At 39.8% G+C, this 13,537-nt stretch carries 9 protein-coding genes; 7 read left to right on the forward strand and 2 right to left on the reverse strand.

The window, feature by feature from the left end; translation table 11 throughout:
* The first annotated feature begins 122 nt into the window (after positions 1–122).
* Genes GX437_01650 through GX437_01660 form a run of 3 tightly spaced genes read left to right on the forward strand, consistent with a single transcriptional unit; the run spans position 123 to position 7,670 of the window.
* Complete coding sequence (locus GX437_01650; GenBank protein ID NLJ06353.1) at positions 123–5,882, forward strand: DUF5011 domain-containing protein; 5,760 nt, start codon at positions 123–125, stop codon at positions 5,880–5,882.
* 11 nt (positions 5,883–5,893) lie between these two features.
* The gene (locus GX437_01655) at positions 5,894–6,187 is read left to right on the forward strand and encodes a DUF721 domain-containing protein (protein ID NLJ06354.1); all 294 of its coding nucleotides are present in this window, start codon (positions 5,894–5,896) and stop codon (positions 6,185–6,187) included.
* A gap of 40 nt (positions 6,188–6,227) precedes the next feature.
* Complete coding sequence (locus GX437_01660) at positions 6,228–7,670, forward strand: T9SS type A sorting domain-containing protein (GenBank protein NLJ06355.1); 1,443 nt, start codon at positions 6,228–6,230, stop codon at positions 7,668–7,670.
* Between the two features lie 13 nt (positions 7,671–7,683).
* On the opposite strand, the gene def is transcribed toward GX437_01660, so the two are convergent.
* Both def and ruvX read right to left on the reverse strand, forming a co-directional pair.
* Positions 7,684–8,241 (reverse strand): peptide deformylase, encoded by a 558-nt coding sequence (gene def, locus GX437_01665; GenBank protein ID NLJ06356.1) that lies wholly within the window; start codon positions 8,239–8,241, stop codon positions 7,684–7,686.
* Positions 8,238–8,654 carry a Holliday junction resolvase RuvX gene (gene ruvX, locus GX437_01670; GenBank protein ID NLJ06357.1) on the reverse strand — a complete coding sequence of 139 codons (417 nt, stop codon included), beginning with the start codon at positions 8,652–8,654 and terminating at the stop codon, positions 8,238–8,240. Before ruvX ends, def begins: the two co-directional genes overlap by 4 nt.
* A gap of 88 nt (positions 8,655–8,742) precedes the next feature.
* Between ruvX and GX437_01675 the strand changes: the two genes are divergently transcribed.
* The 4 genes from GX437_01675 to gldE all read left to right on the forward strand — a co-directional run bounded on the left by GX437_01675 (position 8,743) and on the right by gldE (position 13,535).
* Complete coding sequence (locus GX437_01675; GenBank protein NLJ06358.1) at positions 8,743–9,867, forward strand: DNA replication/repair protein RecF; 1,125 nt, start codon at positions 8,743–8,745, stop codon at positions 9,865–9,867.
* 30 nt (positions 9,868–9,897) lie between these two features.
* Entirely contained in the window at positions 9,898–11,676 is a 1,779-nt protein-coding gene (locus GX437_01680) for a chloride channel protein (protein ID NLJ06359.1), read from the forward strand.
* A gap of 66 nt (positions 11,677–11,742) precedes the next feature.
* Complete coding sequence (gene ssb / locus GX437_01685) at positions 11,743–12,174, forward strand: single-stranded DNA-binding protein (GenBank protein NLJ06360.1); 432 nt, start codon at positions 11,743–11,745, stop codon at positions 12,172–12,174.
* A 17-nt stretch (positions 12,175–12,191) separates the two neighbouring features.
* Entirely contained in the window at positions 12,192–13,535 is a 1,344-nt protein-coding gene (gldE, locus tag GX437_01690) for a gliding motility-associated protein GldE (GenBank protein ID NLJ06361.1), read from the forward strand.
* Positions 13,536–13,537 lie beyond the last annotated feature (2 nt).

A 13,537-nucleotide genomic window follows, 5' to 3' on the forward strand; every position in this document is an offset into this window, starting at 1 on the left:
CTCTTTCACCCTTCATATTTAGATTCAGTATCCAAACATACTGATTTTTCTCATTACAAACAGGTGTTCCCGATAATTATCGAAATTATTGTAGTATATTGCGTTTACAAAAAATCAGCCTTATGAAAAGATTATACGCTCTTTTAATAACAATTTTAGTAATAACAATTTCAGCAAATGCCCAGAATTATTGCACTCCGACCTATACAGGAGGCGGGCAGTTGTCGAGATTTTATACACATATACTTAATGTAACTTTCGGGGAGATTAACTTTACCACCGCAGAACCCTGGAATCTATATCCTGATGTAATTTATCAGGATTACTCCACTTATTCCACAGGGACAACTGATGTAGTTCCTAATTATACCTACCCCATTTCCATCAAAGTCGGTAACGGAGCAAACACGCAGGACGTGACGGCATGGATCGACTTTAACCAGAATAAAATATTTGAATCGAGTGAACGACTCTTTCTGGTCAGAGATTATGAAAACACTGGCGACCACATTATACGTGCAAGTGTAAAAATCCCTGCCAATGCTGTATTAGGAGTTACCCGCCTGAGGGTATGTACCCAATCGGCCACAGCCACCCCACCGGATCCTTGTGTCAGCAATATTACCGTTCAGGGCGGAAATCCTCCGACAAATGTCAGCTCGGTGCATTATCAGGATTTTCAGGTAGTCATCAAACAGCCTGATATTCAAAAGTTTATCAGTACAACCTGCTCTCACGACATAACGGATGAGGTAGTTGCCGGCACCAATAATAATCAGATATTGAAAATCATTATCACCACCAACACAAACGGGACATTATCACCCTTGAATGCCGATACATTTTATTTTTCAACTCTGGGGACCACCAATCCTGCCGAAATCACCAATGCAAAATTGTTTTTTACCGGAAAAAGTCCTGAATTTTCAACCAAAACACAGGTTGGTTCAACAATTTCCTATCCTTCTTCCATGTTTAAAATTTCCACTTCACAAAAGCTCGAACCAGGGACAAATTATTTCTGGCTCACTTATGATATTTCAGGCAATGCTATTCTCGGCAATATCATTGATGCCCGTTACAATGGCATTCATATAGTGTCGAGGCGTTTTCCCACGGTATTTGACCCAACAGGTTCGCGAAGAATTGGTTATTGTATCTCAAAAGGAAGTAAAAGCCAGTTTGTTTATACACGAAGGGTAACAATAGGCACTATCAATAACGGTATTCAATATTATTCAGGGACAGGGTATTCGGACTACACTTATCTTAGTACACAACTCTACAAAAATAATTATCAACAGCTATCAATAGAAACCGGGAACGGGGTTAATCCAAACTATGTTTCTGCATGGATTGACTTCAACAAAGACGGACTATTTGACAATTCTACCGAAAAAGTTTTGTTCGACAGTATTCTTCCTGTAGCCCCGAATGCAAGTTATGGACCTGTTATCGATAGCTTTATGATTCCTTTAAATGCACCGGTCGGGCCTACCAGAATGCGTGTTACTACTCATTTTCGCGGACAACCCGGTGCACTCCGGACCCCGGCACTTCCCTGTGAAAACCCTGTCGATGTCGGTGAAGTGGAAGATTATTCCATTATCATAGCTGATTCAGGACAAACCGTTGCCGATTTCAGCTCTAATGTTACCTGTCTTGGCAGTCCGACCATCTTCACTGATAAATCATATACTTTCGGGACACAATACAAAGTCAGTTCATGGATATGGGATTTTGGAGACGGTGATACTTCTCATGCGCAAAACCCATCACACACCTATAAAAATCCGGGCGTTTACAATGTCAAGCTTACAGCCAAAACAAATGCTCCCAATGCTATCAACGGAACTGTCATAAAATCAGTCATTGTCAATAAACCAAAAGCTGATTTTTCATGGAACAGTTATCTCTGGAAAAATCCTGTTACATTTCTGGAAGAAACCACTGGTGGAATCACAACAAGCTGGTATTGGGACTTTGGTGATCCTAACAGTGGCTACAATAACTTTTCAAATTTGAAAAATCCTACTCATATTTATGATACAACAGGCTTTTTCACAATAACGCTGATTGCAACGGTTCAGGGAGGATGCCGCGATACGGTTAAAAAGACCATTTTAATCGACAGTGTGGTGGCTCCGGTTGCTGATTTCAGTGCATCTACCTACAATCCATATTACAATCAGAATATCAATTTCCTCGACCTTTCTGTCAATAAACCTCAATCGTGGAAATGGGTAATTACCCCCTCTTCTTTCAAGTTTAAAAACGGCACCAACCAATACAGTCAAAACATTACTGTTTCCTTTGACAGCATCAGGACTTACAATGTAAAACTGATTGTCAGCAATTCAAGAGGAAAAGACTCAGTAACCAAGGTCATTACCGTTAAAAACTATTCAAAGCCAACTGCCGATTTTTCAGCCATGCCATTGAGTGCCAAAGCAGGTCAGTTGGTTAGTTTTCTTGATGAATCAAAAAATGACCCCAGTTCGTGGACATGGAGTTTTGGAGACAAAGATTCTGCTTTTGTACAACATCCAAACCATGTTTACACCCAAACAGGTAACTACACAGTATCGTTAAAAGCCTCCAATCCTGCCGGAGATGATACAAAAATCAAAACAAACTATATCAAAGTAACCAATGAATACACGCTTTGCGACAACGATGCCCCCCGTTCCGACCTGTTCAGCGGTTTTATCTTTGATTCAGGCGGAAACAACGGCAATTATAAAAACAACTCTTCCTGCGGATTCCTCATTCAACCGAATTGTGCCGGGCCTATTACCCTGAATTTCTATTTCCTTGACTATGCCTCCGGTGATTATCTCAGGATTTATGACGGGGTTGACAACAAAGGAAAACCCTTGTTCAGCGGAGATGGATTTACCGGATCTGTTAAACCCAATCCGATCACTGCCTATTCCGGGGCCATGTATATTGAAGAAATAACCGATGGGACTACCAATGCCACCGGATTCAGTGCTGCATGGAGCGCTGTACCCAACATCAAACCCAAAGCCGTTATTGACGCTGACACTGTTGGTTATCTCAACGGGCCGGTAACATTTTTCAATAAAACCATTTTGGGAACAAATAACAGCTATAAATGGGACTATGATGATGACGGCATTTATGATGATTCGACCCACGTCAATGGGAATTTTAAGTTTACAACTATTGGTTATCATACCGTTGCCTTGCTGGCAGAAAATTGTGCCGGAAGTCATGTTACCAAACATACCCTTCGGATAATCAAGCCCACTCAGGCTCCGGTTGCCGACTTTATGACCGATAAAGATACTGTTGCTGAAGGCGAAAAAGTTCAGTTTTATGATCTTTCCACCAATGGCCCGACTCACTGGAAATGGGAAATAAAAGCTTATGATTACTGGAGCGCATGGTATTTTACTGATGGCACTTCCGACACTTCACAAAACCCTGCCATTGAATTTTACGGAATTGATGCTTTCGACATCAGTCTGACAAGTGGAAATGACATTGGCACTAGCCAGAAAATCACCAAAAAGAAAAAGGTTGTAACCTTTGTCAGGGCACAGATGGGGACCTGGCCTTTCGAACAGGATGCTGGTGCCGGCAGGCTTTTCGATGGAGGAGGCCCTAGCGGAAACTACCTGAATAATGAAAACTATGCCTTACTCTTAAAACCCTGCGGTGAAAAAGTTTACCTGAAGTTTTCAAAATTTGATTTTGCAGCAGGAGACTATCTCAGGGTTTATGACGGGAAAGATAATACCGGCAAGCCATTGCACCCCGGTTCAGGATTTACCTTCGGTGCTCCGCCTTCCTTTACTTCACCCATTGTTGCCGAAAGCGGATTTATGTATATCGAAGAAGTTACAAACTCAAATACCACAGCTACCGGATTTGTGGCCGACTGGTGGGTTAAACCTGTTGCCACTCCGGTTGCCTCTTTTGAATATCCCGATACTGCCTATACCGGAGGTGCTTTTACCTATTTTAAAAATACTTCCAAAGGAAGAGTAGATAAAACTTACTGGGATTTTGACTATGATGGAAGCATTGACGATTCAAGCTACAACGGAATTTACCAGTTTTCAACTCCAAAACATCAGTATGTTTACATGAAAGTTGTCAACTGTGCAGACGAACATTCTACGACCAATGAGTTTGAGGTAATAAATCCTACCCGTAAGCCTCTTGCCGACTTTAAAGCAGATCGTTTAAATGCCGATACTTCAGACATTATAGAGTTTACCGACCTGTCTAAATTCGGGCCTAATAAATGGCAATGGGTATTTACGCCACCCAATGAAAAGATAGTTAACCCGGAAGGAAATAATTTCCCTGTCATACAGGCAAAAATCTCCACTCCGGGAAAATATGACGTTGAACTCAAATCTTCCAATGGCTTTGGAACAGACTCTCTTTTAAAACAATCTTACCTGAATATTTTTGCCTATTGCAGGCCGGGTGTCAGCAATCTGCAAAGCAACTGGGGTATTACACGTGTCATGTTAAATACCCTTGACAACTCTTCAGAAGCCGGTAAAGCAGCCTATACCGATTATTCTGCCACTAAATCCACTATCCTTGAAGTTGGAGGAACTTATGCTTTTACCGTTCAAAGTCCCAATCTGCCTTATTCATTCAGTAAAAAGATATGGATTGATTACAATCAGGATGGTGTGTTTACAGAGCCCGATGAATTAGCAGCATCTATTGCTTCCCAGCAGGCAACACAATGGAATGGGACATTAAAAGTTCCCTCCACTGCGATACTTGGCCCGACCAGAATGAGGGTCAGCTACAATTATTCCGGCTATGCCCACACACCCTGCGGACCAAATCAATTTGGCGAAATTGAAGATTACCGTATCATCATTTCCAAAGATGTTACTCCTCCTAAAATTACCCTGAAAGGATATAATCCCACCATGACAGAGATCGGATACCCTTATATTGATTCCGGAGCTGTTGCCATTGATGCAGTTGAAGGTGATCTTTCTTCACAGATAATTCTGACTACCAATGTTAATGTCAATAAAGTAGGTCAGTATTATGTCAAATACAATGTTTCGGACAGCAAAGGGAATAAAGCAACTGAAGAAGTCAGGGATGTATTTGTAACACCCGACAAAACCAAACCTGTTGTATCCCTTAAAGGTTCTAATCCTCAGATTGTTGCTGTTCATTTTCCATATATTGAATCAGGTGCCACTGCCACCGATAATCTTGACGGAGACGTTAGTGCCAATCTGGTCATTCAGAATCTTGTCGATACAGGTAGAGTTGACACATATTTTGTCAGCTACATTGCTTATGACAAAAACGGTAATTTCTCTGATCCTGTGAAAAGAACCGTTTATGTCGTTGATACGGTGGCTCCGGTAATTACCCTTGTCGGGCCCGATACACTTATTGTTCCGCTTGGCGGCCCTGTTGATGACCCGGGTGTCGTCATCACCGACAATTACTACACCGGCTTAAAACCTTTGGTAACAGACAATATTAACATCAACAAGGATGGCTGGTACTGGTACAAATATGATGTTACTGACCCTTCAGGAAATAAGGCAAAACAGGTAATCAGAGTGGTTAAAGTCGGGCACCCTGAATCTATAGACGAAAATGGTTTCAATGACTTAATTGCCGTTTATCCAAATCCTTCTTCCGGTGTGATCAATATTAATTTCAATCTCAGGAATGAAGCCAATGTAGTTACCAGTATCTATAATTCTTTAGGCGAACTGATCTTTTCCGGAAAGCCTGAAAGAATTCAGCAATATGTAACCACGCTTGACCTGAGCCATTATGCCGAAGGAATTTATTTGATCAGAATCAATGTTGACGGTAATACCATCAGTTATCAGATAACGCTGACAAGATAGTCTGCAATAATATGGTCGCAAGGAAAGATGAGGTTACGCTGAAGGAAGCTATCAATAAGTTTATTGAACACTACAATCTGAGAATTAAATTTGATGAAAGAAGAATTACCGAACACTGGCAGGAAATAGCAGGAGAGCTTATTTATCGGCATACCACCAACCTTTTCATCAAAGAAAATGTTCTTTTTATTGAAGTCAATTCATCTGTTGTGAAGCAGGAACTGATTTTTTTAAAAGCAAGGCTGAAAACTGTTATCAACCGGTTTTTGGGTCAGGAGATAATCAAAGACATTAAGATTCTGTAACTTTTTTGGTTTGCGGGCACTTAACCCTGAAATTTACCGGATGAAAAAAACATATCTGTTTCTCATTTTTATTCATTTTCAGCTATTTGTCAGTGGTAACCGGTATTTGTCCGGTGAATTTTCATTTGATGTAGCAGGAAAAGACAGTATTCTCGTCAGGCTGACGCTGGTGAGAGATTGCCTAGGAGATGTTTTAACTCCTGTAACCATAAACGTTTTCTGTGCTGAAAATGAAATATTATTAACTCAGCTGAAGATTGATGTCCCGGCAGGAACCGACATTACCTATGCCTGTCCATTGATGGGAGGTAGCAGATGTGAGAATCCAAAAAGTGTTTTTCCTTTCGGCTTTGAACAGTTTATTTTTCAGAAACTGTTAATATTGCCCGACACCCTGAATTGTTGTGCTTTGAGATTTAATTTTCAGGATTGTTGCCGGTCGCTCAATCTAAAAACAACTTCAATAAATCAACCTTTTTACACGGAAAGCACCCTTAACAGGTGTCTGATGCAGGAGACTTCAATCAGCTATGCAAATCCTTCTGCCTTTGTCTATATTACACATATTGAACTTATTTATTCGCAAGGGATTCAGATAACTTCCAAAGGCTTAACTATAGACTCTGTCAGGTGCAGACTGGCCACCCCAAAAAATTCACACAATTCATCTTTTATTTTTGACAGTCCTTATACTTTTTCTACTCCTTTGTTTTTCAGGGGATTCCCGGATACATCTCTGGATTTTCCATCCGGTTTTCACTTGTCGAAAGAAGATGGGACACTCTCATTTACAGGCGATACTGCACAAACAACTGTTTTATCTGTTCTTTATGAGCTTTTTGCACAGGGGAAAATGCTTGCCTCGCTCAGACGCGAAATGTATGTAGCCATTATGGACTACCCCATCAACCATCTCCCTGAATTGATTTACGACACCACCTATAAAGAGGTTAAAGCAGGAGATTCCGTAATTTTTCATTTTCAGACTTTTGACAGCGACACTTCCAACACTGTATTAATCTCCTATTCCGGTAGTCTGCCGGGGGCAATATGGACAAGTAACAGCGGATATGCAAAGCATCCGGAGGCGCAACTGATCTGGAAAACAAAAAGAGAATTTATCAATGTCATACCTTATCAGTTTACGGTTACTGTCAGCGATAATCATTGCCCTTCACATGGCATTGTTTCAACCGACTTCTATGTGCTTGTAAATGAAACAGGTGCGATGCCGGATATCCCTGCCATGTTTACCATCGAAAAATCTGAAGACAAAATATTCATTCATTTTAATCCTTCTTCACAAGATGATTATACGCTACTGATTACTGATGTTTGTGGTAAATTACTGTATTACAATAACTCCTGTCGTCATTCAGAATCAATTGACTTAAGTAAACTGCCCTCAGGGATATACTTTCTCCGCATAAACAGTAATTATATGTTGAAAGAGAAAAAGGTATATAAATTTTTCAGAAAATGAGGCAACAGGTCAATCAGTGTTTTTTAGCCCTGTAAAAATTAATGGGATAACCGGCATCTGCCGTACCTTTCAGAATGGCATCCAGCTTTTTGCGGATGAGCCGTTTTCTGAGAGGGGAAATCAGGTCAATAAATAAAACACCCAGCAGATGATCATATTCATGCTGAATCACTCTTCCGTTGATTCCGGTAAAAGTTTCCGTTTGCTCTTTAAAATTTTCATCCAGATACCTGATGGTAACTGTATCAAGCCGCTCAACGTCTTCCCTGATTCCCGGGAGGCTCAGGCATCCTTCTTCATATTTCCACAACTTTCCGCTTTCTTCAAGGATTTCGGGATTGATAAAAACGAGTTTTTTCCCTTCAGGGTAGTTGTCAACACGGGTAGTATCGATAATAAATAAATTGATACTCAGTCCGATCTGGGGAGCAGCAAGCCCGACCCCACTGGCTGAATACATGGTTTCAAACATATCAGCTATCAATACGTCAAGTCCCGGATAATCCGGATTAATGTCTTCACTTTGCTGTCGCAATCTGGGATCGCCATACGCTGTAATTCTTCTGATCATCTGTTATGGATTTCGAGATAAGATTGTAAAATGATGGTTGCACTGACTTTGTCCACCAGCTCCTTTTCCCTTCTCTTCATTTTTTTCAGGCCACTTTCGATAATTACCCTGGAGGCCATCCGTGAAGTTAAACGCTCATCAATTGTAACTATATGAATATCAGGGAATTTATTTTGAAAAAGTTTGATGAATTTTTTCACAGCCGGAGTGGCATCTGTCTCATTTCCGGATAAATCGACCGGATATCCTATCACAACTTTTTCAACTTCTTCATTTCTAAGGTAATCTTCCAAAAATGAAAGGAGGCCGGTTGTTTCAACTGTGGTCAGTGAAGTGGCAATAAGCTGTAACTTGTCGGTAACTGCAATACCAACCCGTTTCAAACCATAATCTATTGCCAGAATTCTTGCCATGATTTTTAAAGTTGACTTAATTCACAAATATTATGCAATTATTTTTCAGTACTTTAGCTTTGGATTCCTACTTTTGTCAAAAAATCAGGTGTTTAAAATCAGGGAGATACATATTGAAAATTATAAAAACTTATCGTCTGTCCACCTGAATTTTTCTTCCCGATTTATTTGTTTTACAGGAGAAAACGGAGCCGGAAAAACCAATATGCTCGATACCATTTACTACACTTCGATGGGAAAAAGTTATTTTTCCGGTAATGATGTAAGGAACATTCAGGAAGGCAAGCTTTACTTCAACCTCAGGCAGGTCAATGACATCAACGGAGAGATTACGGAAGTTTTCGTAGCCCTTGCAAACGGAAGTAAAAAAAGGATCAGAGCCAATCAAAAAGATTATGAAAAAATCTCAGACCACATCGGGCGTTTTCCTTTGGTTATGGTTACACCTTACGACATTGAGCTGATCGACAATGGCAGTACAGAAAGAAGAAAATTTCTTGATCGCCTGATTTCTCAAACAGACCAGAATTATCTCAATCTGATACTTCAGTATAACCGTGCACTTCAGCAGCGTAATGCCCTGCTTCGCTGGATGAATGAAAAAGGCAGCCGGAATGTAAAGCTGCTTCAGGCTTACAATCAGGTAATAATAAAAACATCCAGTCCCATTTTCCTGATCCGTAAGCAATATATTGAAGATTTGAACGAGCTGGCTTCTGAATTTTATGCTGGCATTGGGAATAAAAAGGAAGAAATCAGTCTTTCCTATGTTTCTGTTTTAAATGAAAAATCAGCTGAAAATATTCTGACAGAAATGGAAGAAGATGATATCTCAGCCGGCAGGACAATTACCGGAATACACCGGGACGACATCAACATACGCCTGAATGGTAAAGAAGCAACATCATTTGCTTCACAGGGGCAGAAAAAAAGCATTCTGCTGGCTGTAAAACTGGCTGAATATATCCTGATAAAAAACCATAAAAATTTCAGACCTGTTCTGCTCCTTGACGACCTCATGGATAAACTCGATGAAAAAAGATTTCAAAACCTGCTACATTTGATTACAAATGACGATTTTGGTCAGGTCTTTATTACCGACACCAGCTATGAAAGAATGAAAAACATGTTGGATGCTGTAACTGCTGATTATTCTTTTTTTGAGGTCAATGAAGGGAATATTCAATTAAAAACTATTTTTGAAACATCATAAATCATCTGGTTTTTACGATAAAGCTGTATTTTGAACCGTTTTGAAAAATATCTCCGGCTGTTTTTGATGTGGCGTGTAAGAAACATCAAAGATAAGCCTTTTATCCTTATCCTGAGTGTGTTGATTGGTCTGCTGACCGGATTGGCTGCTGTAGTACTGAAAAACACGGTTCATTTTATTCAGGAAGTCCTTGTTAAACAATTCAGTGACCTGAATATCAATTACCTGTATCTTTTTTACCCGTTTATGGGAATTTTATTTACGACCTTGATTATCAAATACATCATAAAAAAACCATTGGGACATGGAGTTCCGGCCACACTGCTTTCCATTTCGCGTCAAAATGCAATAATGCCACTTCATTCGACCTATTCTTCCATCATTACAAGTGCTTTTACAGTTGGTTTTGGGGGAAGTGTCGGATTGGAAGGTCCGACTATCAGCACCGGAGCTTCGATTGGCTCAAACGTAGGTCGTTTACTTCGTCTCGACTTTCGCAACCGTGCTCTCCTGATGGCTTGTGCGGCTTCAGGTGCTATGGCAGCCATGTTTAAAGCTCCCATTGCGGCTGTCATCTTTTCTATTGAAGTGCTGATGCTCGACCTCACCCTTTCTTCCATGATTCCCCTTCTTCTGGCTTCTTCCGTAGCCGTTCTGACTTCTTATTTTTTCTTTGGAAGAGATGTCCTTTTGCATCCCGACATGAAAAATGCCTTCTTTTTTCATGAAGTCCCATTCTTCGTTTTACTGGGAATTCTTACGGGATTTTTCTCTGTCCATTTTACAAGGGGATTCTATATGGTCTCCGGATTTTTTAACAATATTAAAAATACTTTTACCAAAATTTTAGCCGGAGGTGTTTTTCTGGGTGTTCTGATTTTTATATTTCCCCCACTCTTTGGCGAGGGTTATGAATCCATCAACTTCCTGCTGCAGGGGAACCATGATGTTTTGCTGAAATCTTCATTATTTTTTCCATTCCGTGATAATGTATGGATGGTCATCCTGTTCCTTGGGAGCATGGTTTTCTTTAAAACATTTGCAACCGCTGCCACATTAGGAGCAGGAGGAATAGGTGGGATTTTCGCTCCTTCCCTGTTTATGGGGAGCCTGCTGGGTTATACTTCAGGCCTCATTGCCAATGAGTTATTTAACATGGATGTTTCACTCATCAGTGCAGCTCTGGTAGGCATGACAGGCACTGTTGCCGGGGTTTTACACGCCCCGCTGACCGCTATCTTTCTGATTGCTGAGGTTTCTTCGGGCTATGATCTCATCATTCCGCTGATGATGACCTCTGCCATTTCCTATTCCACCATGAGATATTTTGAAAAATATTCTATTTACACTTCTGAACTGGCAAAGCAAGGCGACCTCCTCACTCATCATAAAGATAAAACTGTCCTGACCTTGCTGAAAGTTCCCGATCTTGTCGAGAAAAACTTTTTAACAGTTAGTCCTGACGACAGCCTGAGAACTTTAGTAAAACTTATCAAGGAATCTGTCAGAAATATTTTTCCGGTCGTAAGTGAAGACGGTGATTTTCTGGGGCTTATACCATTGGATAACATCAGAAAAATTATGTTTGAGCAGGAAATGTACGACAATGTTTTTGTCAGAGACCTGATGATACAACCTGGTGAACTGGTAACCATGCAGGATAATATGGATATTGTTATGGAGAAATTTAAATCCTCCGGACACTGGAATCTTCCGGTAGTGGACAACGGTAAATATATAGGCTTCGTTTCCCGTGCAAATATCTTTAATGCTTACAGAAATATGCTTCTGCGTTTTTCAGAAGATTAAAATTTTCCTTATTTTTATCCTTAAAACTTTAACTTTGTGGGTGATTAATCCTTAAATTTTTTTAAAATGGCATCATTAAACAAAGTATTTTTAATCGGGAATCTGGGACGTGACCCCGAAATCAGAACATTCAGTGAAGGTTCAAAAAAAGCAACTTTCACTCTGGCAACCACAGAAAGATATAAAGACAAAAACGGTGACTGGAAAGATGATACGACCTGGCATAATATAGGTGCATTCGGATTTCTGGCCGACCGTGCTGAGACATATCTGAAAAAAGGCAGCCAGGTGTTCATTGAAGGTCGTATTACGACACGTACTTACACGGATTCAAACAATGTTGAAAAAAAATTTACTGAGATAATTGCCAGCAATTTCATGATTCTGGGTAAAAAGGAAAGCACTACTGAAACAAGGGAAACCCCGGATCAGGTTCCTGAAATCGATTATCCTCCTGTCGGACTTGAAGCTGCACCTGAAGACGACCTCCCTTTTTAAATTCTGCAAAATAATATATGATTCTTTCGGAGATAATCTCTGTTTATTTCAATTTGCTGCAAATTATTCAGGTTAAAAATGAAATCGACCTGAATTATTATCTGGTGGCTGCTTGTCTCCTTATTCTTTTATTATTGTCGGCTTTAGCTTCCGGCTCCGAAGCTGCCTTTTTCAGTATTTCACCTAAACAAAAACATCTGATTGAACAGTCAAAACATTACCATGATAAACTTATTTCCAAACTCATACATGAGCCGAAAAAACTGATCGGAACCATCCTCCTGTTTAACAATCTGGTCAATATTTCGATTGTGGTATTGTTTACTCTTTCCTTTAATCATTATTACAGGATAAGCAATTCACCCCTTCTGTCTTTTTTATTTGAAGTGGTTTTTATCACACTTTTACTGGTTATTTTCGGAGAGTTATTCCCGAAAATTCTGGCAACTCAAAAAAATTATTCCTTTTCAAAGTTGGTGGCAATTCCAATATCCTTCTTGTTTAAACTTTTTAGCCCGTTTACTTTTCTGATGATCTCAGGAACAAAAATAATTGATGAAAGAATCAAGCGTAAAAACATTGGTTTTTCTGCAGAAGAGCTCAGGCATGCCATTGAACTCACCGGTAATAAAGAGCAGTCTGCCGAAGAAAAAAACATACTGAAAAGGATAGTTACTTTCGGCAATGTGTCTGTCAAACAAATCATGACCCCACGTATGAATGTGGTTGCCGTTGAAAAAAACATGGACTTCCTTGAACTTTTAACGGAAATTAAAAACAATAAATTTTCAAGGGTTCCTGTGTATGATCTTAATCCGGACAATATTTCAGGCATTCTTTATATCAAGGATCTTCTTCCTTATCTTGATAAAACTGCAAAATTCAACTGGCATAAGCTGATTCGGCCTGCATATTTTGTTCCGGAAACCAAAAAAATTGACGATCTGTTACACGATTTTCAGACAAAAAAAGTTCACATGGCTGTTGTTTTTGATGAATTTGGCGGATTTTCAGGAATTGCTACCCTTGAAGACGTTTTAGAAGAAATTGTGGGTGAAATAACGGATGAGTTTGACGAAACCCAACTTCCTTTTATCAGAAAAATTGATGAAAATACTTTTCAGCTTTACGCTTCTACTTCTCTGACAGATACTGTTAAAGCGCTAAATCTGGAAGAAGATTTCTTCGATACATATTCAGCAGAGGTGGAATCTATCGGTGGACTGATTGTCGAAATTCTCGGTAACATTCCGTCCACAGGGCAAAAAGTTAGTTTTAAAAATCTTGAAATGACCATAACTGCATCTGATGAGAAAAAAATAAATGAGATTACCATAAAAATAATTCAACCGGAAGAATAATT

It is taken from the genome of Sphingobacteriales bacterium (assembly GCA_012517435.1).
In the GTDB taxonomy this organism is placed as follows: Bacteria; Bacteroidota; Bacteroidia; order CAILMK01; family JAAYUY01; genus JAAYUY01.

Coding starts and splice junctions, on each gene's coding strand:
- ruvX (NLJ06357.1), bottom strand. CDS start 8,654: ATGGCAAGAATTCTGGCAATAGATTATGGTTTGAAACGGGTTGGTATT.
- gldE (NLJ06361.1), top strand. CDS start 12,192: ATGATTCTTTCGGAGATAATCTCTGTTTATTTCAATTTGCTGCAAATT.
- def (NLJ06356.1), bottom strand. CDS start 8,241: ATGATCAGAAGAATTACAGCGTATGGCGATCCCAGATTGCGACAGCAA.
- GX437_01660 (NLJ06355.1), top strand. CDS start 6,228: ATGAAAAAAACATATCTGTTTCTCATTTTTATTCATTTTCAGCTATTT.
- GX437_01650 (NLJ06353.1), top strand. CDS start 123: ATGAAAAGATTATACGCTCTTTTAATAACAATTTTAGTAATAACAATT.
- GX437_01655 (NLJ06354.1), top strand. CDS start 5,894: ATGGTCGCAAGGAAAGATGAGGTTACGCTGAAGGAAGCTATCAATAAG.
- ssb (NLJ06360.1), top strand. CDS start 11,743: ATGGCATCATTAAACAAAGTATTTTTAATCGGGAATCTGGGACGTGAC.